Raw genomic sequence first — 22,641 nt, forward strand, 5'->3', positions numbered from 1 at the left:
ACGAGTTGGCCGGGCGGCCGCGGATCACGAGAGAAATCTCGCGGTTCGAGGAAAGTCCGGACTTCACAGAGCAGGGTGATTGCTAACGGCAATCCGAGGTGACTCGCGGGACAGTGCCACAGAAAACAGACCGCCACCACTCGTGGTGGTAAGGGTGAAACGGTGCGGTAAGAGCGCACCAGCGGACCGGGTGACCGGTTCGGCTCGGTAAACCCCACCCGAAGCAAGGCCAAAAGGCTGTGCGTGCACAGCTGCGGAAGTGTTCGAGGGCTGCTCGCCCGAGCTTCCGGGTAGGCCGCTCGAGGTACCCGGCGACGGTGTACCCAGATGGATGGTCGCCGCCGCGTGGCCGCGGCTAGCCCGTGGCTGTGCGGAACAGGATCCGGCTTACAGGCCAACTCGTTCGCCTCTTACCCTGAACCGGTGACGTTGAAGCGACTGGTTGCTCGCGACCTCAACTTCGACGGCATTCGTACCGAGTTCGGGTTGCCCGCAGAATTCAGCCCCGAAGCCCAGCGCGATGCTGCCCAGGCAGTGGACCGCTATCGCGCAGCACGCGTCGATCGCACCGATCTGGAGCTGGTGACCATCGACCCGCCCGGATCCCGTGACCTGGACCAGGCCCTGCGCCTGGAACGCACCGCCGACGGCTACCTGCTGCACTACGCCATTGCTGACGTTGCGGCGCAGATCGAGCCCGGCAGCACACTGGATATCGAGGCACGTGAACGCGGCGAGACGATCTACCTACCCGATGGTTCGGTACCGCTGCATCCGTTGGTGTTCTCCGAGGGCTCGGCGAGCTTGTTGCCCCACGAGATCAGGCCCGCCGCCTTGTGGCGGATCGAGACCGACCACGATGCCAACCCGGTGGCGTGGACCGTGCAGCGCGCCCTCGTGAAATCCGTGCGACAGCTGACTTACCGGGAGGCTCAGGACGCGGCCGCCGCGGGCAATCCGCATCCCGCCGTGGCCGTACTCCCTGAATTTGGCCGCAAAAGACGAGATCTCGGGCTAGCCAGGGGCGCCATCGAGCTCAATCTGCCCGAGCAGGATGTGGTGCGCGGCGCCGGCGGTGACTGGGAGCTCGTCATCGAGGCGCGCACCGAAACCGACGGCTGGAACGCGCAGATATCGCTGCTCACCGGGATCTGCGCGGCACGGATCATGCTCGACGGCGGGATCGGCATGCTGCGTACGTTGCCGCCGGCGGACGGCGATGTGCGCCGCTGGATGCGCCGCACCGCCGAGGCCCTCGGGGTTCCATGGACCAACGACACACCGATAGGGGAGCAGCTCGCCGCGCTAGACCCCTGCGCCACAACCACATTGGCGATGATGACGCAGGCCACGACGCTGCTGCGGGGTGCCTCGTATCTGGTTTTCGACGGTGTACGTCCCGACGAGCAGGCCGCTCAACACGCCGGTATCGCCGCCCCCTACGCGCATGTGACCGCACCCTTGCGCAGGCTGGGGGACCGGTTTGTCACCGAAATCTGCCTGGCACTGTCCGCCGGCACCCCGGTGCCGCAATGGGCCCGCGAGGGCCTGGCCGACATTCGATCGTCCTTGCTGAAATCGAACACGTTGGCCAACAAGGTGGAGCAGGCGTGCCTGGATCTCGCCGAGGCCCACATCCTGGCCCCGCAACAGGGGCAGACCTTCGACTCGGTGGTGCTGCGAGGCGCCGAGAAGAAGCGGGCTGCGGAGGTTTTCGTGAGCGATCCGCCGATTCTTGCCCGGTGCGAGGGCAATCCGCCCGAAGGTCAGCGCGCCAAACTCACCCTGCGTGAAGCCGACCCCGTCACCAGGACCGTGCTATTCGGGTTCCCGGCGGACGGCCGCTGATCACTTCTTGTGACGCACCGCCTTGCGGAGCGCCTTCAGTGTCGCCTCCACCTGGTGGCGCGCCGTCTCCGCCGCATCGTGCTCACGCTGGTACAGCACTCCGTAGGTGAAGGTGTCCTCGCCGGCGCTGTGTGCCTCGGCGGCCTGGGTGGCCAGATAGGCGCGGCTGACCGTGCTGTCCTGGTGCTCGCCCAGTAGTTCCTGAATGTCCTTGGCGGCCTGGGAGATTTTCTTGGCACCTTCGGCGCTGGCCACATAGCGCAGCCGCTTGGCCGACTTGCGGATGCGATGCAGCGCCTCGTCCCGATACTCGCCCTCGGCCCGCGCCGCGGCCCGGGCCGCGCGGCGCACCTTGCGGTAGGCGGCGTCGAGTGTGCCGCCCTCATCGGAGTGATGAGTATCGGACGCCGGGCCGGCCGATGCGACCAACTCGTCCAGCGAGTCGAGCAGCCGGAAATAGCGGTGGCTGCGCATTGCCGCCAACGCACGGCGCAACCCTGCCTCATACCGCTGTCTGGCCGCGTCCACCAGCCGCTCGTACACCGGACCGCGGATCAGCGTGTCGGGAAGCTCGGCGAGAGCCTCGTCGTACCGCTGTGCGAGCACCTCGGCGTCCCTGGCCACCCCGAGGATGTTGGCCAGCAGGCGCAACTCGTCGAGCGGTTCCGGGTTGGTGTCCAGACCGAAACGCTCGGGATTGGACTGCAGCAGACTGCGGATACGCCGAATGGTGACCCGCATCTGATGCACGGAGTCGTCAGTGTCCACCCGAACCGCGCGATCCCAGCCCTGGAGTTGGTCCAGCTGCTCGAGCAGTGCCCGCTGGATGGAATCCTTGCCCTTGGGCCGCTCACGTTCGGGCACGTCGAGAACACGGGCCAGTTTGGAGCCGTGCCCGGCGGGCACCGCACCGGCGTCGAGCAGACGGGCGGTAATCCGGTCGAACAGTGCGATGTCGGGGCCGCCCGAGAGCTCCAGCTCCCATTCCCGCCAGCTCAGGTCTCCCGCGGTGACGTGATCGTCGCAGAATTCGGCCAGCTCTTCGCCGTCGGCGCCGATCAGCCGCGACACCAGGCGCACGGTGCTGATCCGCGCGACCGGCGCGAGTTCGTCCTCGCGCACCACAGCCAGCACGGTGTCCCGCAGCTCTTCGGGGACCGCGTCATCGTCCTCGGTGAGGGGCAGACGCAGCTCGGTCCGGGTGTCCGGCCCCGCCGGCAGCTTCAGATGCCACCCGGCATCGGTGCCGCCGGTGCGGCGCCGCAGGGTGATGTGGTGCTGCGCCAGCCGCTGGCCGGGTGTGTCGAAGTACACAGCGTCTAAATTTTGCTGTGGTTGCTGCTCCACGCGCGCGACGACGGAGATCCCCTCAAAGGAGGGGCTGATTGTCGCGTCGGTGACGTCGAACTTCCGCTCGACCTCGACGTGTTGAGATGGCATGGGGTGTGTGCCCTGACGGTCGAAGGGACGGGAGGCTCGGGGTGTGCGAGCTGGGCGAGCACGCGACACGGTGCCACATTCAGGTAAACAATGGTCACGACTTGCCACGGGGTAATCTAAGATTCTCTTAGGGTTCTCATAAGGTCGGGGTATCGGTTTGGGATGCGATATTCGCTTCGCACCGCGCGTGGTGCCGAGTGTGAGTGTTGCCTGGTCGGTATTGTCCCCCTTATGGGACGCCAGTCGTGTTCACAGCTAGACCGAGGTCACCCATGAAGTTGCGTGTTGAGGAGTACTTGGACGGCAAAGGTGCTATCACCTTGCCAGACGGTTATACCGTCAACTACTACCTTGAGCGTGCCGTGGAAGAGCTGGGCGACACGTTCGCCTACCGGTATCTGGACTTCAACGCCAACTCTGACGGCGAACCCAATGATCTCAACTGGACGCAGCTTGGCCAGCGTTCTCGGGCCGTTGCCGCGCGGCTCCAGCAAGTAACCAAGCCCGGCGATCGGGTGGCCATTCTGGCCCCGCAGGGCATTGACTATGTGGTGGGTTTCTTTGCCGCCATCGAGGCCGGGAACATCGCGGTTCCATTGTTTGCTCCGGAGCTTCCCGGCCACTCTGAACGGCTCGACGCGGTGCTCACCGACGCACAGCCGACGGTGGTGCTGACCAATAACGCCGCCGCCGAGTCCGTCAGCCGTTTTGTCCGCGGTCTGCCGCGCGACCGCCGCCCCCGCGTGGTGGCGGTGGACAGCGTGCCCGACTCGGTGGCCGCCACCTACGCCAAGGTGACGCCGGATACCGATGACATCGCCTATCTGCAATACACGTCGGGATCCACCCGGGTGCCCGCGGGCGTCGAGATCACGCACCGCGCGGTGATGACCAATGTTCTGCAGATGATCATCTCGGTCGGTCTGGACGACAGCATCCGCAGCGTCAGCTGGCTGCCGCTGTACCACGACATGGGCCTGCTGATGATTCTGTTCCCGCTGTGCGGTGGCCGGATCACCCTGATGTCCCCGGTGTCGTTCGTGCGACGGCCCGGGCGGTGGATCAAGGAGCTCGCCGCCGAGGGGCATCTGGGCCGAACCTTTGCCGCCGCACCGAACTTCGCATTCGAACTGGCCGCGGAGCGGGGTCTGCCCAAGGACGGCGAAGAGCTGGACCTGAGCAACGTCGCGGGCCTGATCAACGGTTCCGAGCCCGTCAGCATCTCCTCGATCCGCAAGTTCAATGACGCTTTCGGGCCGTACGGGCTGCCGCCGACCACCATCAAGCCGTCCTATGGAATGGCCGAGGCGACGTTGTTCGTCTCCACCATCCCCTCCGACGCCGAGGCGTCGGTGGTGTATCTGGACCGCCGGGCACTGGGCGACGGACACGCGGTGCGTGTTGAGGCCGACGACGAGAACGCGGTGCCGCAGGTGTCTTGCGGGAAGATCGCGCGCAGTCAGTGGGCGGTGATCGTCAACCCGAACGCCGATACCGAGCTGGCCGACGGCGAGGTTGGGGAGATCTGGCTGCACGGCGACAACATCGGCCGCGGTTACTGGGGCAGGCCCAAGGAGACGGACTTCTCGTTCCGCAACAAGCTGCAGGCACGGCTGGATCACGGCAGCCACGCCACCGGTACCGAGCCCGGCGCCACGTGGTTCCGCACCGGCGATCTGGGCGTGTACCTCGATGGTGAGCTCTACATCACCGGGCGGGTCAAGGACCTGGTCATCATCGACGGTCGCAACCACTACCCGCAGGACATCGAGGCCACCGTCGAAGAGGCCTCGCCCGCGGTGCGCCGTGGTTTCGTGGCGGCATTCTCGGTGCCCGCCGAAGGATCTGGGGAGCAGCTGGTCATCGTGGCAGAGCGCGCCGCCGGTGCGGGCCGGGCCGAGCCGGAGCCCATCATCGATGCGATCCGCGCCGCCGTCTCGCGACGCCACAACCTGCCGATCGCGGATGTGCAGCTGGTACAGGCGGGTGCGATTCCCCGCACTACCAGCGGAAAGCTCGCACGCCGAGCCTGCCGCCAGGAGTACCTGGACAACAAACTCGGCGTGCGCGCCTGACGATCTCGATTTAGTACGAGTGCTCGGGAGCGGGGAACACTCCGCGAGCCACCTCATCGGCGTACTGCTCGGCGGCCTTGCGTAGCTCGGCACCGACCTGGCCGAATTGCTTGACGAACTTGGCGGTCTTACCGCTGGTCATTCCGGCCATGTCCTGCCACACCAACACCTGGGCGTCGCACTCCCGGCCCGCGCCGATGCCGACGGTGGGGATGGTGAGCTTGCCGGTGATCTGTGTGGCCAGCTCCGCCGGCACCATCTCCATCACCACGGCGATGGCCCCCGCCTCCTGAACCGCGATGGCGTCGTGAATGAGCTGTGCGGCAGCGTCGTCGCGACCCTGGACTCGGTATCCGCCAAGGCCGTTCACGCTCTGTGGCGTGAACCCGATGTGCGCCACCACCGGGATGCCGGCGGCGGTCAGTGTGGCGATCTGCTCGGCAACCCGTTCTCCGCCTTCGAGTTTCACGGCGTGGGCGCCGGCTTCCTTCATGAACCGAGTGGCGCTCGCGAGCGCCTGAGCGGCGCCGCCCTCATAGGAACCGAAGGGTAGGTCGGCGACCACCAGCGCCTCGGGCGCGCCACGAACCACGCCACGCACCAACGGAATCAGCTCGTCGATGGTGATCGGCACGGTGGTGTCATATCCGTAGACCACGTTCGCGGCCGAATCTCCGACCAGCAGAACGGGAATCCCGGCATCGTTGAATACCCGCGCGGTGGAGTAGTCGTACGCGGTGAGCATCGACCACTTGTGGCCCTCGGCCTTCCACTTTTGCAAGTGGTGCACACGGGTCTGCGATGAGCGTTTTGCGCGAAGAGCATCAGGCTGCGTACGCGGCTCAGTCGATTTTTCGGAAGCAGCGCCATACAAGGCAGATTCGGACATGAAGAAGTCACCTCATCGTTTTGAAATTCCTCAAGGCCCATCCGGGTCCCTGGGTTTCTAACGATGTTCAGTGTGCCACCGCATAGCGAGGAGATGAATATCCGATCGCGTGGACTTGGTCACATCGGGAGTCCCCGCATTCAGGCACGCCGCACTACCCGGCTCGCTTAGCATCTGCGACATGCAGCGACTTTCCGGATTGGACGCCAGTTTCCTATATCTGGAAACACCCACCCAGCCCATGCATGTGTGCGGGGTACTGGAATTAGACACCACAACCATTCCTGGTGGCTACTCGTTCGAGAAACTGCGGACCAAGCTGGCCGAACGCGTCGAGGGCATCCCGTCCTTCCGGGAGAAACTCGCCGACAGCCGGCTGAATCTGGATCACCCGGTGTGGGTCGACGACGACGACTTCGACATCGACCGTCACCTGCATCACGTCGGTCTGCCCGCGCCCGGCGGCAAGGCCGAGATCGCGGACATGTGCGGACATATCGCCTCGCTGCCGCTGGACCGCGCCCGGCCGCTCTGGGAGATGTGGGTCATCGAGACCGGAGACACGAATCGCTTGGTCGTCATGACCAAGATGCACCATGCCTCCGTCGATGGCGTCACCGGCGCCAACCTGATGTCGGCGCTGTGCGGTCTGGAACCCGATGCCGAGGCGCCCGAGCCCGCGCCCGGTGTGGGCGGCGCCAACAGCCTTGAGATCGCGGTGACGGGAGCCCTCAAATGGGCTTCGCGGCCACTGAAATTCGCCAAGCTGCTGCCCGCGACGATCGGGGTGATTCCCGCGTGGCTGGAGCGCTCCAAGCGAGGCGAGGCCATGTCCGCACCCTTCTCGGCTCCGCGTACCTCGTTCAACTCCACGATCACCAGCCGCCGCAACGTTGGGTACGCGCAGCTGGACCTGGAGGATGTGCGCACGGTCAAGAACCATTTCGGTGTCAAGGTCAACGATGTCGTGATGGCGATCTGCGCCGGTGCGCTACGCAAGTATCTGGATGATCGCGGTGAGCTCCCGGACAACTCGTTGGTCGCCATGGTGCCGGTGTCGGTGCACGAGAAGTCGGACCGGCCAGGCCGAAATCAGGTGTCCGGCATGTTTTCTCGGCTCGAGACCAACGTCGATGATCCCGTTGAGCGGCTCAACGCCATTGCTGCGGCAAACAACATCGCCAAGGATCACACCGCGGTGCTCGGGGCGACCCTGCTGCAGGACTGGAGCCAATTCGCGGCTCCCGCGGTGTTCGGCACGGCGATGCGGGTCTACTCCCGCATCCGGCTCGCCGATCGTCATCCGGTGATCCACAACTTGGTGGTTTCCAACGTGCCGGGACCGCAAGTGCCCCTGTACTTTTTGGGCGCTCAGGTGATCGGCATGTATCCGCTGGGTCCGATCTTCCACGGCGCGGCACTCACCGTCACGGTGATGTCGCTGGACGGCAAGCTCAATGTCGGGCTCATTTCGTGCCCGGATCTGATGCCCGATCTTGGCACCTTGACCGACGATTTCGGCGTGGCGCTCGAGGAGCTAAAGGCTCGCATCTAAGTTCGCATGGCAACATGGCTGACATGATGTTGCGTGGGCTTGGTCGCCCTGGGCTGTTGCCGCTACTGGCTCTCGCCTCGGTGGTAGCCGTCGTCTCTGGTTGTGTGCGGTCGGTCGAAGGTGAGGCGACGGCGGCACACCCGTCGGAAACCTCGCTGAGTTGGGGAGATTGCGACGGCTTCACTCCCGAAAACGTCACGGTGCCGGCGAGTACGGTGTGTTCGGAACTCGAGGTGCCCGTCGACTACACCAAGCCTGACGGCGCCAAGGCGCGGTTGGCGATCATCAAGTACCCGGCCAAGGGCAACAAGATCGGGTCGCTGCTGATGAACCCCGGTGGGCCGGGGCAGTCCGGCATCGAGGCCGCGACCGCCATCGTCAAGCAGGTGCCCAAGGAGATCCGCGATCGCTTCGACTTCATCGGATTCGATCCCCGTGGTGTCGGTTCCTCCACACCGGCGATCGAGTGCAACTCGGATAAAGACGTCGACCGGCTGCGCGCGCAGAACGACACCGACTACAGCCCCGAGGGCGTGGCCCGGATGGAGCAGGACTCCAAGGACTTCGTGAAGCGCTGCGTCGACAAGGTGGGGCTGGAATTCCTGGCCAACGTCGGCACCGTGAACGTCGCCAAGGACATGGACCGGCTGCGCGCCGCGCTGGGCGACGAGAAGCTGACTTACCTGGGGTACTCGTACGGCACCCGGATCGGCACCACCTACGCCGAGGAGTTCCCTCAGAACGTGCGGGCACTCATCCTCGACGGGGTCATCGACCCCAATGCCGATCCGACCCAGGCGGACATCGACCAGATCGCCGGATTCCAAAAGGCTTTCGACAATTACGCCGCCGACTGCGCCAAGAGCCCGAGCTGCCCGCTGGGCACCGATCCGGCGCAGGCGACCGCGCGGTACCGGGCCATGGTCGATCCGCTGGTCGATCATCCGGCCAAGACCAAGGACGGCCGCGGGCTGTCGCACAGCGACGCGATCATCGGCACCATCATGGTGATGTACTCACCCACGCTGTGGGAGGCCTTCACCAAGGCGCTGCGCCAGCTCAGCGAGGGGTCCGGCGATATCCTGCAGTTGCTCGCCGACGCGTACATGAAGCGCGACGAGGATGGTCACTACAGCCATGCGCAGGACGCACAGACCGCCATCAACTGCGTCGACGAGCCACCGGAGAAGGATCGCGCCAAGGCCGTCGAGAAGGACCGTCGCATCCGTGAGGTGGCGCCGTTCCAGGACTACGGTGAGTTCACCGGAAACGCACCGCTGGGTGTATGCGCGTTCTGGCCGGTGCCGCCGACCAGCAAGCCGCATCCCATCCACGCCGCCGGACTGCCCAAACTGCTGGTGGTCTCGACGACGTACGATCCGGCGACGCCGTACCAGGCGGGTGTTGAACTGGCCAAACAGCTCGGCGGAGGCCTGCTGACCTACGACGGGACCAAGCACACCATCGTTTTCGACGGCAATCAGTGCGTCGACAAGGCGGCCGAGGACTATCTCATCAAGGTCACGACTCCGCCCGAAGGCGCCCGCTGCTGATCCCTTTCGGGGTGCGACATGGCACGATGTGGCCCATGATGCGGATGCGCCGGGCGTTGCCAGTGATTTTCTTGATGTTGACGGCGGCCGTCCCCGCGATCCCGGCGGCTGCCGCGCCGCTGCCGGCTCCGAGCCCGTCGCTGCAGGCGTTCTACGACCAAAAGGTCGTGTGGGGTGGGTGCGACAGCTTCGTCACCGACACCAGCCGCATCCCGACCGCGCGCTGCGCCAAGGTCAAGGTGCCCGTCAACTACGACAAGCTGATGGGCGCGGTGGCCGAACTGGCCGTGCTCAGGGTGCCCGCCACCGGCAAGCGCGTGGGTGCGCTCCTGGTCAACCCCGGCGGCCCGGGCGGATCGGGTGTGGACCTGGCGGCCGGTATGGGCGCCAAGCTCGGTGATTCGGCGATCGGGCAGAGCTTCGACATCGTCGGATTCGACCCGCGCGGTGTCGGCGGCTCCACTCCGACGTTGCGCTGCCGTACCGACGCCGAGTTCGATGCCTTCCGCAAGGAGCCGCTGGCCGACTACAGCCAGGCCGGGGTGGCCCACATCGAGGACGTGTACCGCCAATACGTCAACGAATGCGCGAACCGGATGGGGCTCGACTTCCTGGCCAACGCCGGAACTGCTTCGGCAGCAAGAGATATGGATATCGTCAGGAGCATCGTAGGGGCCGGTGCGGCGGACACCAGGCTCAATTACCTGGGCTACTCCTATGGCACCGAGCTGGGCACCCAGTACGCCGAATATTTCCCGCAGAACGTGCGCACCATGGTTCTGGACGGCGCGATCGACCCGACCATCGACCCGGTGGAGTCCAACGTGCGGCAGATGACGGGGTTCCAGGTGGCGTTCAACGACTATGCCGCCGACTGCGCCAAAGACCCCAAGTGCCCGTTGGGCCCCGACCCTTCCCAGGCCGTGAAGCGTTTTCATCAGCTGATCGATCCGCTGGTGACCAAACCGGCCAAGACCAACGATCCGCGCGGGCTGAGCTACCAGGACGCCATCACAGGCACCATCCAGGCGATGTACACCCCGCGCTACTGGAAGTACCTCACCTCGGGTCTGTCCGGCCTGGCGGACGGCAGCGGACCCGATGACCTGTTGTGGCTGGCCGACCAGTACCAGGAGCGTGACGATCACGGGCGTTACGACAACTTGCAGGACGCGTTCAACTCGATTCGTTGCGTCGACGGGCCGACGCCGAAGGACTCCGCGCCGTGGGTGGCCGCCGACAAGACGCTGCGCGAGCAGGCCCCATTCTCGAGCTACGGGTCGTTCACTGGCTACGCCCCGCGCGATATGTGCGCCTTCTGGCCCGTGCCGCCGACGTCGACCCCGCACACCCCGTCGACTCCCGGCCTGGCGCCGGTGGTGGTCATCTCCACCACGCACGACCCGGCGACGCCGTATGAGGCAGGAGTGGCGCTGGCGCGCCAGTTGGGTGGATCGCTCATCAGTTACGAGGGCACCCAGCACACCGTCGCATTCAACGGTGAGGCATGTGTCGATGACGTGGTGACGCGCTACTTCGTCGACGGCACCGTGCCTCCTAAAGACGTGCGCTGCTGACCTGCGGCATACTCTCCCCATGGATCGTCAGAAGGAATTCGTGCTGCGCACGCTGGAAGAACGCGATATCCGTTTCGTCCGGCTGTGGTTCACCGATGTGCTCGGCTACCTCAAGAGCGTCTCCATTGCGCCCGCTGAGCTGGAGGGCGCTTTCGAGGAGGGCATCGGTTTCGATGGCTCGTCCATCGAAGGCTTCGCCCGTGTCTCCGAATCGGACACCGTCGCCCACCCCGATCCGTCGACCTTCCAGGTGCTGCCCTGGACCACGAGCGCGGGCAAGCACCACTCGGCGCGCATGTTCTGCGACATCAAACTGCCCGACGGCTCGCCGTCGTGGTCGGACCCTCGGCACGTGCTGCGCCGTCAGCTGGCCAAGGCGAGCGATTTGGGCTTTTCCTGCTACGTACACCCGGAGATCGAGTTCTTCCTGCTGAAGAACCTGCCCGACGACGGGACGGCACCCATCCCCGCCGACGACGCCGGATACTTCGACCAGGCAGTGCACGAGGCCGCGCCCAACTTCCGCCGGCATGCGATCGACGCGCTCGAATCCATGGGCATCTCGGTGGAATTCAGCCACCACGAGGGTGCGCCCGGCCAGCAGGAGATCGATTTACGGTACGCCGACGCCCTTTCCATGGCGGACAACGTGATGACATTCCGGAACGTCGTCAAGGAAGTGGCGATCATCGACGGCGTGCATGCCACGTTCATGCCCAAGCCGTTCAGTGATCACCCCGGCAGTGCCATGCACACCCATATGAGCCTGTTCGAGGGCGATACCAACGCCTTCCACAATCCCGATGACCCGCTTCAGCTTTCGGATGTCGGCAAGTCGTTCATCGCCGGCATCCTGGAGCACGCCAACGAGATCAGCGCCGTCACCAATCAGTGGGTGAATTCCTACAAGCGCCTGGTGCAGGGCGGTGAGGCGCCGACGGCGGCGTCCTGGGGTGCGGCCAACCGTTCGGCGCTGGTGCGGGTTCCGATGTACACGCCCAACAAGTCGTCGTCACGTCGCATCGAGGTACGCAGCCCGGACTCCGCGTGCAACCCGTATCTGACGTATGCGGTGCTGCTGGCCGCCGGTCTGCGGGGTGTGGAGCAGGGCTACACCCTGGGCCCGGAAGCCGAGGACGACGTCTGGGGCCTGACCCGTGCGGAGCGCCAGGCCATGGGCTACAAGGAGCTGCCCAGCACGCTGGAGAACGCCCTCATCGCGATGGAGGGCTCCGAGCTGGTCGCAGAAGCCTTGGGAGAGCATGTCTTTGACTTCTTCCTGCGCAACAAGCGGGCCGAGTGGGCGCGCTACCGCAGCAATGTGACGCCGTTCGAACTGCGTGCCTACTTGGGTCTGTGACGCGATCTTCTGAGCGTTCGAAGGTCCCTGGTGTCGGGCGGCTGGGGCTTGTCGATCCGCGGGCCGCGGCACTGCTCGAAGAGCTGGGCTGGACCACCGAGGCGCATGTGCCGCTGCTGTGGTCGCTATCGCGTTCCCCGGACGCCGATGCCGCGCTGCTCACGCTGATCCGGCTGCGCGAGGAGATGGGTCCCCAGTGGGCCGCGCTGGATCAGGAGTTGAGTGCCAATACCGCACTGCGGGGTCGGCTGCTGTCGGTGATCGGCTCGTCCTTGGCGCTCGGTGATCATCTGGTGGCGCACCCCGACCGGTGGCAGCTGCTGGTCGGTGAGGTCGAACTGGAGTCCAAAGAGACTCTGCAAGAGCGATTTTTGAAGGTTGTCGGCGCCATCGACGGACGTGCGTCGGTCTCGGAGTTCGTCGCGATCTCGGCGCTGCGAGACGCTTACCGGGACCGGCTCTTGGTGCTGGCCGCGCTCGATCTGGCGGCCACCGTCGAGAACGAACCGGTGTTGCCGTTCCCGGTGGTGGGTCAACACCTCGCGGATCTGGCCGACGCCGCGCTGACGGCCGCACTGGCCGTGGCAGTGTCTCTGGTGGTTCCCGAGGGGCAGGAACCACCCCGGCTCGCGGTTATCGCGATGGGCAAATGCGGTGCGCGCGAGCTCAATTACGTCAGTGATGTCGACGTCATCTTCGTGGGGGAGCAGGCCGACTCGCTGACCACCCGTGTTGCCGGGGAGATGATGCGGGTGGGCTCGAGCACCTTCTTCGAGGTGGACGCGGCGCTGCGCCCGGAGGGTAAGGCCGGGGCGCTGGTGCGCACGCTCGACTCGCACGTCACGTACTACCGGCGCTGGGCCAAGACCTGGGAATTTCAGGCACTGCTGAAGGCACGCCCGGCCGTCGGCGATCCGGACCTGGGCAAGGCGTATGTGGACGCGCTCATGCCGATGGTGTGGACCGCGTGTGAGCGTGAGGATTTCGTACCGGAGGTGCAGGCCATGCGCCGCCGGGTGGAGTCGTTGGTGCCCGCGGATCTACGTGAGCGCGAGATCAAACTGGGCACCGGCGGGCTGCGTGACGTCGAATTCGCGGTGCAGCTGCTGCAGCTGGTACATGGCCGGGCCGATGAGTCGCTGCACGTGGCATCGACTGTCGACGCGCTGAGCGTGCTGTCGGCTGGGGGATACATCGGTCGTGACGACGGTGCCAATCTGACGGCATCCTATGAGTTTTTGCGGCTGTTGGAACATCGCCTGCAGCTGCAACGGCTCAAGCGCACGCACACCCTGCCCGCGCCGGAGGACACCGAGGCCATGCGATGGCTGGCCCGGGCGGCGCATGTGCGTCCCGACGGACAGAACGACGCGCTCGGGGTACTGCGCGCCGAGATCAAGCGGCAGGCGTTGCGCGTGTCTCGTCTGCACGCCAAGTTGTTCTACCAACCGCTGCTGGAATCGGTCACCGAGTTCGACAAGGAAGCCCTGGGGCTGTCCAACGAGGCGGCGGTGCGCCAGCTCGCGGCTCTGGGATATCAGCAACCGCAGCACGCCCTCAGTCACCTGGCCGCCCTGACCAAGGAGGGCGGGCGCCGGGGACGCATTCAATCCATCCTGCTGCCAACGCTTTTGGATTGGCTGGCGGATACTCCCGATCCGGATGCCGGGCTGCTGGCCTATCGCCGGGTGAGCGAGGCGCTGGCCGACCAGACGTGGTACCTGCGCACGTTGCGTGACGAGGGCGCGGTGGCCAAGCGGCTCATGCAGATCCTGGGCACCTCGGCGTATGTGCCCGATCTCGTCATGCGCGCACCCGAAGTGATCCAGCTGTATGCCGATGGCCCCAACGGGCCCAAACTCCTTGAGGCGGAACCTGCTTCGGTTGCCAAGGCGCTGATTGCCTCGTCGGCGCGTCATGCCGACCCGGAACGCGCGATCGCGGCGGCGCGATCGTTACGGCGCCGGGAGTTGGCACGAGTGGCCTCGGCGGACCTGCTGGGCTTGCTGGATGTGGTGGAGGTATGTGGCGCACTCACCTCGGTATGGGTGGCAGTCTTGCAGGCCGCCCTGGACGCGGTGATCAAGGCGAGCATTCCGGAGGGCGAACAGGCGCCTGCCGTCGTCTCCGTTATCGGTATGGGCCGGCTGGGCGGCGGTGAGCTGGGCTACGGGTCCGACGCGGATGTCCTCTATGTGTGCGAGGCGCGGGGAGAGGCCACCGATGCCGAAGCGGTCAGGTGGTCGGCGACCATTGCCGAGAAGGTGGGCAAGCTGCTCGGCGCTCCGAGCACCGACCCGCCGCTGCAGGTCGACACGGGGCTGCGGCCCGAGGGACGCAACGGGCCGATGGTGCGCACCCTGGCCGCCTACGAGACCTACTACGCGCAGTGGGCGCAGCCGTGGGAGGTGCAGGCGCTGCTGCGCGCGCACAGCGTCGCCGGAGACTCGGATCTGGGGCTGCGCTTCCTGCACATGATCGACAAGACGCGGTATCCGGCCGGCGGTATCGCCCAGGACGCGGTGCGCGAGATCCGCCGGATCAAGGCGCGGGTCGATGCCGAGCGACTGCCACGGGGTGCGGACCCGAACACCAATACCAAGCTGGGGCGCGGCGGGCTGGCCGACGTGGAGTGGACCGTGCAGCTGCTGCAGCTGCGCCACGCCCACGAGCATCAGTCCCTGCACAGCACCTCGACCCTGCAGACGCTGCGGGCGGCGGCGGAGGCAGGGCTCATCGAGACCGAGGATGCCGAGCTGCTGCGGCAGGCATGGCTGACGGCGACCAATGCCCGCAACGCGCTGGTGCTCGCGCGCGGCAAGCCCACCGACCAGCTGCCCGGGCCCGGGCGGCTGCTCAATACGGTGGCCGCCGCGGCCGGTTGGCCGGACAACGACGGCGGCGAGTTCTTGGACAACTATCTGCGGGTGACCAGGCGTGCGAAAGCCGTCGTGCAGAGGGTTTTCGGGGAGTAGCTTTCTGCTTCATGCGGATCAAGATCCATACCATCATGGTTGTCGGGGTCGTTGCCGGCACTCTGGGTGTGGCGGCGCCGGTCCAGGCGAGCCCGGGTGACTGCACCGTCTCCGAGGAAGCCCGGCTCGACGCGGTCGCGGCCACCAAGCGCGCCGAGTATCTGGAGCGCCATCCCGACGTCAACACCGCGATGAGCGATGCCCTGAAGAACACGCCGGGGGACGGCGGGGCCAAACATGAGGCGGTGCAGGCCTACCTCGACGCGAATCCGGCGGCCAAGACCGATCTGGACGCGATCCGTCAGCCGGTGCGGGACTTCACGAACCGCTGCTGGCCGAACGGCTAACCGTCAGGGGCGGTCGTGGAGCGTCACCTGGTAGCCGTCGGGATCGGCGAAGGTGAAGGTGTGGCCGAAGGGGCCGTCGATCGGCGCGGAGACGATGGTGTGGCCGTCGGCGGCGAGGGCGTCGTGGATGGCCTGAACGTCTGTGGCGTGCAACCAGATTGCGGCGCCGATGCCGGGCTGGGCGACGGACGTGAGATCGGTGCCGGGAATGACATCGCGTAGCGCGAACGCGATCGGTTTCGTCTCGAAGACGACGGCATGTGGTGGTCCTGCCGGCGAGCGGACGAGGCCGAGGTACTGCTCGTAGAAGGCTTGCGACGCACTGAGGTTACGTGCTTGAAGTGAGATGAAATCTGGACCGGTGACCGGCATGGGAACGCTCCTTTTATTCATGTCAGCTTACTGACATGAATAAATGTATGTCAGAATTCTGACATGAGTCAAGATGGTGTGGGTGTCGACTTGGAGACCTCGCTGGGCTACCTGCTCAAAGAGACGTCGAGCGCTTTGCGCACGGCCATGGAGGAGGTGTTGCGGCCGCTCGGGATGAGCATCACGCATTACTCGTGCCTGGAGCTGTTGGCGCAACGCCCGGGGCTTTCGAACTCCGAGCTCGCACGAGGGGCATTCGTGACACGGCAGACGATGAATGTGCTGCTGCAGAACCTGGAACGAGACGGCTACGTGACCAGGCCCGCAGAAGCGCCCGTCGGCAAGGTGCTTCCCGTCCGGCTCACGTCGCGGGGCAGGCGCAGCCTGCAGAAGGCGAGTGCCGCGGTCCGCTCCGTAGAACTCAGAATGCTGGCCGGCATGACCACGACCGAACAGTCGGACGCCTTCCGGCTGTTGCGGCTCATGATTCATGCCCTGCGAGACGGTGCCTAGTCCACCCGGGGTGTCCGACCTCCTGAACTACAGCACTGTAATTTTCAGCACGCTTCTCATGGTTTCTTAACGTTCAGGCCATGACCGTCCAACCAATGCTCGATAGCGTCCCGGGCGGGCCGGCACTTCGCCGGCTGTAACGCTGAACAAGGAGTTACTCCATGAAGTTCACCTCTGCTGTCCTCAGTGGTGTCGTCGGCGCCGGTGCGGTGGCCAGCGCCCTGGCATTCGCGGGTGCTGCCGACGCGGCTCCGAGCAAGTGCACCGCCGCCGAATTCGCCCGTACGCACTCGACCGTGTCGAGCCAGGTCGCGAGCTACCTGGACAAGAACCCGACGATCAACGACGGGATCACCAACGCTGCCAAGGGCGCGCCCGAGGGCCAGCGTCGTGAGGCCATCAAGACCTACCTCGACGGCCAGCCCGCCGCCAAGGCCGAGCTGGAGAAGATCCGTCAGCCGCTCACGAGCCTCAAGAACAGCTGCGGCGCGGACACCGATGACGCCGCCCCGGCCGCGCCCGCCGGCCTGATGGGACAGGCGCCTGCCGCCGAGCAGCCCGCCGTGGAGAACGCGCCCGCCGAGCAGCCGCAGCAGCCGTGGAACCCCTTCGCGCCGCAGCAGCCGGCCCCGGAGACGGCAACCGCCAATACCCCGCAGGCGGCCCCGAACGTCGCCGCGGTGGTTGATCAGCAGGACGTCTAACAACACCTCCGGGCGGGCGGCTTAGCCTTATGTGGCGATGACACAGGAAACTACCGCCCGTCACAAGGTGTTGATGGTCGATGACGACCCGGACGTTCGGAACTCGGTAGCCCGCGGGCTACGCCACTCGGGTTTCGACGTCCGGGTCGCCGTTGATGGCCGCGACGCGCTCACCCAGCTCGCGGCCGATGAGCCCGATGCCCTGGTACTCGACGTGCAGATGCCCGAGCTGGACGGGGTTGCGGTGGTCACCGCTCTGCGGGCCCTGGGTAACGACATTCCGATCTGCGTGCTCAGTGCACGCGACACCGTCAACGACCGAATCGCCGGCTTGGAGGCCGGTGCCGACGACTACTTGACCAAACCCTTTGACCTCGGCGAGCTGGTGGCTCGCCTGCGTGCGCTGCTGCGCCGTCGCGGCGCCGGTTCGGGCGGCCTCGCCGATTCCGCCATCACCGTCGGACAGATCACCGTGGACGTGTCGCGCCGCTTGGTCTTTGTCAACGGAGAACGTGTCGAGCTGAGTAAGCGGGAGTTCGATCTGCTGGTGGTGCTGGCCGAGAACACCGGTGTGGTGCTGAGCCGCACCCGGCTGCTGGAATTGGTGTGGGGGTACGACTTTGACGTCGAGACCAATGTTGCCGATGTCTTCGTCAGCTATCTGCGCCGCAAGCTGGAAGCTGGGGGAGCCGCGCGAGTCATCCATACCGTCAGGGGAGTCGGCTACGTGATGCGGGAAGAGCCGTGAAACGCTCGCTGTCCCTGCGTACCCGGGTCGCGGTGGCGGCCTTCCTCGCCGCCGGCCTGGTGGTCGCCCTGATCGGCATTGTCGCCGGTATTGCCCTGGTGCGCAACGACACCCGGCAGCTCGATCGGCGTCTCGACATGCTGACCGATGCGGTGCAAGCCACCACTCGGCACGGTGAAACCACATTCGTGCTGACGGTCCGTGACACCAAGAGTGGAGGACTGGTGATCTTCCGGGGCGTCGAGCTGCCACGGCTGCCGTTGGGCACTCGGAATGTGACCGTCGGCGACGTGAACTACCGGGTGCGCACCATCGAGAACCCGGAAGAACAGACGGTGATTTCGCTCGGGACCCGGTCGGACACGGTACTGGTCAATCACCGCGGGATCCCGGTATTCATTGCCCTGGGTGTGCTTTCGATGCTGCTGGCCGGTGGTTTCGCCTGGCTGTTCGCCGGGCGCGCGGTGCGGCCGCTGCATCAGCTCACCGACCAGACCCGCCAGCTCGATACCGACGGCCTGCAGGTGGCTGCGGTGCGCGGTGCCCGAGAGTCCGAGGAGCTTGCCGAGGCCATGGCCGCCATGCTGAGCCGAGTCTCGGCGGCACAGTCCGAAACCACCAAATCTCTTCTGGCGGCCCGTGATTTTGCCGCGAGTGCGGCACACGAATTACGCACGCCGCTCACCGCGATGCGCGCCGACCTGGATACTCTGCGCGCACACGACTTGTCGGGCGATGAACGTGTCGAGGTGATCGGCGACCTGCAGCGCGCCCAGCGACGTGTCGAGGCCACCATCACGGCGCTCGGCCAGTTGGCCTCGGGCGACCTCGCCAGGACCGAGGACCGCGAACTGGTGGACATCGCAGACCTGTTGGACCGGGTGGCGGGGGATGCGTTGATGCACCGGGCCGACGCGCCGGAGATCACCGTCCATGCGGACGACTGTGGTGTGGTGCTGGGTTGGCCCGACGGGCTGCGGCTGGCCGTGGACAACCTGGTGCGCAACGCGATCAACCATGGCGAAGCCAGACATATTGTGCTGTCGGCAAATCGGATCGACAACCGGCTGGTTATCGAGGTCGATGACGACGGTCCCGGCCTACCCGAGGCCGACCGGGAGCGGGTGCTCGGACGATTCGAACGCGGCCCCGGCGCTAAGCCGGGCGGGCTGGGCCTGGGGTTGGCACTCGTGGCGCAGCAGGCCGCGTTGCACGGCGGAGACGTGGTGCTGTCGTCAAGCCCGCTGGGCGGGCTGCGGGCGACGCTGACGATCGCCGCGGAATAGACGCGACTATCAGTTCTGGCGCGGCCCGTATTTGGCGAGCCACTCCCTGGCCTCGTCGGGCAGATTGCCGGCAGCCTCGGCCGCCCTACACCAGCGCCGCACCATCTTGACCATGTTTGCGGGGTTGTAGGCGTCTTCCTGCTGCGACCACAGCCCGTCTCCGGCGTAGTGCAGCACGGTCAGGTTCGGCTCACCCCAATGCTGGCCGTCGCCCGGATCGCTCATCACATTGTCGATTTCGCAGACCACCCAACCCTTTTCGGGGTCGAAGACCGTCCAGGTGGCGGGCAGACTCGGCATGTGGTTGCCGGGGAACTCCGCCATGACCGCGGTGATGTACTGCCGAATGGCCTCTTTACCGTGCAGGCGGCCCACCACGTGCTCGATGTACAGAGCATCCTCGGTGTACATCTCGGCGTATGGGTTCCAATCGCCGGTTTCGATGCAGCGATGGACGGTGGCCTGGTGTTGCGCGAACGCTTCTTCGAGCTCGGCGCGGGTAAAGGATGGCATGCTCAAAGACTGCCATAAGGTACCGTCCCTGAGGTGCGAGGACGGACCGCCGTGGGGGCGTTGGGTTGGCTGCTGGCCGTCGTGGCCATCCTGGCCATCGCTTCGCGTTGGGTGCGGTCCAGCTGGTCGCCCCTGATCGGGCTCACCGCCGGCTTTCCGCCCACCTGCCTATTGGCGATCCTGGGGCTGGTGTTCTTCCTGGTGGTCCGGCAGTGGTGGGGCGTGCTCACCGCGGTGGTGGTGATCGCGTTGCAGGCCCTCGCCATCGCGCCGATGTACTTGCCCGACAGCGCCGCCGAGGGAACCACCGTCACCGTGCTGCAGGCCAACCTGCGCGTCGGTGCCGGCGATGCCGGGGCAGTGGTGGCCGCGATCCGTGAACACGATGTGGGTGTGGTGACCATTAACGAGCTCACACCCGAGGCGCGGGCCAAACTTGTTGCCGCGGGTATCGATTCGGCGCTCCCGTATTCGTACACCATCGCCGAACCGATGGCGCTGGGCACCGGGATCTGGAGTCGATATCCGCTGACCCCGGTACATCAGGACGACCAGGGATTCGCTATGCGACAGATCTGGGCGGAGGCCGAAATTCCCGGCGCGGGACCGATCATGCTGGTCGCGGCGCACACCCGCCCCCCGGAGAAGGACATGAGCTCACCGGGCTGGCTCACCGAGTTGGATACCATGGGACGACAGCTGCATGCGCTGCGTGCCGATGTCAAAGTCATTGTCGGCGGAGACTTTAACGCCACCTACGACCACTTCGCGTTCCGGCAGATCCTTACCGGTGGTTTCGCCGATGCCGTGGACCAAGCCGGCGGCGGTTGGCTACCGACCTGGCGTGAAGGCCACTGGTACACCAGGCTGATCGGGATCGACCACGTGCTGACCCGCGGCGCGACCGCGACGTCGGTGAGCACCGAGGAGATCTATGGCACCGACCACCGGGCGCTCATCGCCACGGTGGTCGTGCCTAACTCTTCTTCTTGAGTGCCGCGTCGATCGACAGCGATCCGCCGCCGGTGAAAACCAACAGGAGAAAGCCCCAGCAGAACAGGGCGGCCAATTCGCCATTGTTCTCAATGGGCAGCAGGCCTTCCGGCTGATGCTGAGTGAAGTAGGCGAACGCCATGGTGCCCGAGGCGATGAACGCCGCTATCCGGGTGCCTGCGCCGAACAGAATCGCGACGCCGGTGAGGAATTCGATGGCGCCGGCCCACCAGCCCAGTGACCATGACTCGACAGGGGGCATCGAAGCCAGGTCGGGCCAGCGGAACAGGATCGCCGTGCCATGGATCGTGAACAGTAACCCGAAGACGATACGGAACAGTGACAGGACAATGGGGGTGGCGCCGTCGAGCTTGGCGACCGAGCTGGGCGTGCTGGAGGATGCCATGGTCAGGATGCTAAACCAATTCTGGCGTAACAACTTAGCGCTTAGCTCGGGTAATGAATCGGTCTAGGGACAGGGACCCGCCACCGGTGAACACCAGCAGCAGGAAGCTCCAGCTGTACAGCGCGGCGGCCTCGCCGCTGTTCTGGATGGGCAACAGACCCTCGGGCTGGTGGTAGGTGAAGTACGCGACCGCCATCGCGCCGGATGCCACAAAGGCGGCCAATCTGGTGCCGATGCCGAGGGCGATCGCCGCGCCACCAACGAACTCGATGATTCCGGCCCACCACGGCAGCGTGCCGACAGGCTGCAGATACGAGGCGAGGGGCCAGCCGAACAGGTGCGAGGTGCCGTGCAAGAAGAACAGGAATCCGGTCACGACCCGGAACGCCGACAAGGTGATCGGCGTCAGCGCGGTGAGCTTGTTTTCGATATCAGCGGGAGCCATGTGTCTAACAATAGGACCATGGTCCGCTTTATTCCTGTCTACCCTTCGGTGACCGCCTTCACCAGGGTCTCGGCGGCCAGTAGTCCCAGGTTGTTCGATGCCAGCGGGCTGTCGCCGGTGAGTAGCTTGCGATCGGCGTGGGTTTGCCCAGTGATACCGGTGTTGAGGATCGTGACGCCCTGCTTGCGTAGGTTCTCACCGACCAGCCACGGCATTTTTCCTGGGATGTAACCGATTTCGATGTTCACACCGGTATCCAGCGCATCGGGGAACACGCACAGGCTGTATCCGCGGAAGGGGGATTCGTCCCGGTCCAGGCCGGCGGCGAGCAGTGCGCCGGGACCGTGACAGAGGGTGATGACGTACTTGTCATATTCGAGCGCCCAGTCCAGCACGGTCCGGACTTCCTCGCTATCGGGGATGCCCAGCAGTACGCCATGGCCCCCGGGGATGAAGACCGCCAGGTAGTCCGAATCGGGCCCCAGGGCGTCGGCGATGATATGTGAAAGCTTCTGTGGCTTCTTGAGTTTGGCGGAGAGCTCGGCATACGTGTCCAGCACCGCCTGGTCCTCGCGTGGCATGGCCCACAGCTCGAGCTTGGCCGGATTGCCCGAGACCGTCGCCACATCGATCCCGAAACCCGCGGCCTTCAGATGGTGCAACGGCAGCAGCATCTCCACCGGATGGTTTCCGGTCGAGAACATGGTGTCGTTCTGCATGAGCATGTAGCGCTCTTCGGTGGCGATCATGAGGATCTTCCAGCGGCCACCGGTGTAGGCATTCTCGTACTGAACACCGGTGAAGTCGGTTTTGGACGGCACGTACTGGCTCAGCGAGTACGGGGAGGGGAAGTAGGCATTGTCCTCGGCCGGGTCTGGGACGGGGGTTCTACTCAGTTCGTCGGCTGCGTCAGGCATGAGATTCCACGCTCCTTGAAAAGTTAGACGGGACGTCTACTTTCAACCTACGCCGACCCGCGGTATTCCGTGCCGTGAGTCAGAAAATGACAAGGCCCCCGGGAGGCTTTCCCGGGGGCCTTGTC

The 22,641-nt window shown here is 65.6% G+C and carries 20 protein-coding genes and 1 other RNA gene; 14 read left to right on the plus strand and 7 right to left on the minus strand.

Annotated elements, in window-relative coordinates; all coding sequences use genetic code 11:
* Position 1: 1 nt before the first annotated feature.
* Both rnpB and MAB_RS09805 read left to right on the plus strand, forming a co-directional pair.
* Positions 2 to 406: RNase P RNA component class A (gene rnpB, locus MAB_RS09800), an RNA gene on the plus strand.
* A 17-nt stretch (positions 407 to 423) separates the two neighbouring features.
* Positions 424 to 1,848, plus strand: a complete 1,425-nt coding sequence (locus tag MAB_RS09805) for an RNB domain-containing ribonuclease (protein WP_075864261.1) — start codon at positions 424 to 426, stop codon at positions 1,846 to 1,848.
* Here MAB_RS09805 and MAB_RS09810 read toward each other — a convergent pair whose 3' ends face one another.
* Positions 1,849 to 3,288, minus strand: coding sequence for a CYTH and CHAD domain-containing protein (locus MAB_RS09810; protein WP_005110443.1), 1,440 nt, complete (start codon positions 3,286 to 3,288; stop codon positions 1,849 to 1,851).
* 272 nt (positions 3,289 to 3,560) lie between these two features.
* On the opposite strand from MAB_RS09810, the gene MAB_RS09815 reads away from it, so the two are divergent.
* Positions 3,561 to 5,363, plus strand: a complete 1,803-nt coding sequence (locus tag MAB_RS09815) for a fatty acyl-AMP ligase (RefSeq protein ID WP_005085257.1) — start codon at positions 3,561 to 3,563, stop codon at positions 5,361 to 5,363.
* A 10-nt stretch (positions 5,364 to 5,373) separates the two neighbouring features.
* Here MAB_RS09815 and panB read toward each other — a convergent pair whose 3' ends face one another.
* Positions 5,374 to 6,252, minus strand: a complete 879-nt coding sequence (gene panB, locus MAB_RS09820; RefSeq protein WP_005085258.1) for a 3-methyl-2-oxobutanoate hydroxymethyltransferase — start codon at positions 6,250 to 6,252, stop codon at positions 5,374 to 5,376.
* A 181-nt stretch (positions 6,253 to 6,433) separates the two neighbouring features.
* Between panB and MAB_RS09825 the strand changes: the two genes are divergently transcribed.
* From MAB_RS09825 to MAB_RS09850, 6 genes are read left to right on the plus strand one after another with little or no spacing between them, the layout of a single operon-like run.
* Positions 6,434 to 7,807, plus strand: coding sequence for a WS/DGAT/MGAT family O-acyltransferase (locus tag MAB_RS09825; RefSeq protein ID WP_005093260.1), 1,374 nt, complete (start codon positions 6,434 to 6,436; stop codon positions 7,805 to 7,807).
* Positions 7,808 to 7,830: 23 nt separating this feature from the next.
* Complete coding sequence (locus tag MAB_RS09830; protein ID WP_005085261.1) at positions 7,831 to 9,360, plus strand: alpha/beta hydrolase; 1,530 nt, start codon at positions 7,831 to 7,833, stop codon at positions 9,358 to 9,360.
* 35 nt (positions 9,361 to 9,395) lie between these two features.
* On the plus strand, positions 9,396 to 10,937 hold the full coding sequence (locus tag MAB_RS09835; RefSeq protein ID WP_005110445.1) for an alpha/beta hydrolase: 1,542 nt from the start codon (positions 9,396 to 9,398) through the stop codon (positions 10,935 to 10,937).
* Positions 10,938 to 10,956: 19 nt separating this feature from the next.
* Entirely contained in the window at positions 10,957 to 12,297 is a 1,341-nt protein-coding gene (locus MAB_RS09840; protein WP_005067488.1) for a glutamine synthetase family protein, read from the plus strand.
* Positions 12,294 to 15,272 carry a bifunctional [glutamine synthetase] adenylyltransferase/[glutamine synthetase]-adenylyl-L-tyrosine phosphorylase gene (locus MAB_RS09845; RefSeq protein WP_005110447.1) on the plus strand — a complete coding sequence of 993 codons (2,979 nt, stop codon included), beginning with the start codon at positions 12,294 to 12,296 and terminating at the stop codon, positions 15,270 to 15,272. Before MAB_RS09840 ends, MAB_RS09845 begins: the two co-directional genes overlap by 4 nt.
* Positions 15,273 to 15,283: 11 nt before the next feature.
* On the plus strand, positions 15,284 to 15,619 hold the full coding sequence (locus tag MAB_RS09850; protein WP_005093264.1) for a hemophore-related protein: 336 nt from the start codon (positions 15,284 to 15,286) through the stop codon (positions 15,617 to 15,619).
* A 3-nt stretch (positions 15,620 to 15,622) separates the two neighbouring features.
* Here MAB_RS09850 and MAB_RS09855 read toward each other — a convergent pair whose 3' ends face one another.
* Positions 15,623 to 15,991: a VOC family protein gene (locus MAB_RS09855; RefSeq protein ID WP_005093265.1), complete on the minus strand. Its 369-nt coding sequence runs from the start codon at positions 15,989 to 15,991 to the stop codon at positions 15,623 to 15,625.
* A gap of 63 nt (positions 15,992 to 16,054) precedes the next feature.
* Between MAB_RS09855 and MAB_RS09860 the strand changes: the two genes are divergently transcribed.
* The 4 genes from MAB_RS09860 (at position 16,055) to MAB_RS09875 (ending at position 19,242) form a co-directional block, all read left to right on the plus strand.
* The gene (locus MAB_RS09860; RefSeq protein WP_005085276.1) at positions 16,055 to 16,504 is read left to right on the plus strand and encodes a MarR family winged helix-turn-helix transcriptional regulator; all 450 of its coding nucleotides are present in this window, start codon (positions 16,055 to 16,057) and stop codon (positions 16,502 to 16,504) included.
* Positions 16,505 to 16,665: 161 nt separating this feature from the next.
* Positions 16,666 to 17,208, plus strand: coding sequence for a hemophore-related protein (locus MAB_RS09865; protein WP_005060698.1), 543 nt, complete (start codon positions 16,666 to 16,668; stop codon positions 17,206 to 17,208).
* Between the two features lie 37 nt (positions 17,209 to 17,245).
* Entirely contained in the window at positions 17,246 to 17,956 is a 711-nt protein-coding gene (locus MAB_RS09870; RefSeq protein WP_005060701.1) for a response regulator transcription factor, read from the plus strand.
* Complete coding sequence (locus MAB_RS09875) at positions 17,953 to 19,242, plus strand: sensor histidine kinase (RefSeq protein WP_005085279.1); 1,290 nt, start codon at positions 17,953 to 17,955, stop codon at positions 19,240 to 19,242. The genes MAB_RS09870 and MAB_RS09875 overlap by 4 nt, the downstream gene beginning before the upstream one ends.
* 9 nt (positions 19,243 to 19,251) lie before the next feature.
* Here MAB_RS09875 and MAB_RS09880 read toward each other — a convergent pair whose 3' ends face one another.
* On the minus strand, positions 19,252 to 19,755 hold the full coding sequence (locus MAB_RS09880) for a nuclear transport factor 2 family protein (RefSeq protein ID WP_005060706.1): 504 nt from the start codon (positions 19,753 to 19,755) through the stop codon (positions 19,252 to 19,254).
* Positions 19,756 to 19,806: 51 nt separating this feature from the next.
* On the opposite strand from MAB_RS09880, the gene MAB_RS09885 reads away from it, so the two are divergent.
* A complete protein-coding gene (locus MAB_RS09885) occupies positions 19,807 to 20,748 on the plus strand; it encodes an endonuclease/exonuclease/phosphatase family protein (protein WP_005085283.1) in 942 nt (313 codons plus the stop codon).
* Here the strand turns inward: MAB_RS09885 and MAB_RS09890 are convergent.
* From MAB_RS09890 to hchA, 3 genes are read right to left on the minus strand one after another with little or no spacing between them, the layout of a single operon-like run.
* Positions 20,732 to 21,154: a DoxX family protein gene (locus tag MAB_RS09890; RefSeq protein WP_005090769.1), complete on the minus strand. Its 423-nt coding sequence runs from the start codon at positions 21,152 to 21,154 to the stop codon at positions 20,732 to 20,734. The genes MAB_RS09885 and MAB_RS09890 overlap by 17 nt on opposite strands.
* 34 nt (positions 21,155 to 21,188) lie before the next feature.
* Positions 21,189 to 21,599, minus strand: coding sequence for a DoxX family protein (locus MAB_RS09895; protein WP_005093268.1), 411 nt, complete (start codon positions 21,597 to 21,599; stop codon positions 21,189 to 21,191).
* Positions 21,600 to 21,637: 38 nt separating this feature from the next.
* Positions 21,638 to 22,516 carry a glyoxalase III HchA gene (hchA, locus tag MAB_RS09900; protein ID WP_005093269.1) on the minus strand — a complete coding sequence of 293 codons (879 nt, stop codon included), beginning with the start codon at positions 22,514 to 22,516 and terminating at the stop codon, positions 21,638 to 21,640.
* Between the last annotated feature and the right edge of the window lie 125 nt (positions 22,517 to 22,641).

The organism is Mycobacteroides abscessus ATCC 19977, from assembly GCF_000069185.1.
GTDB lineage: Bacteria > Actinomycetota > Actinomycetes > Mycobacteriales > Mycobacteriaceae > Mycobacterium > Mycobacterium abscessus.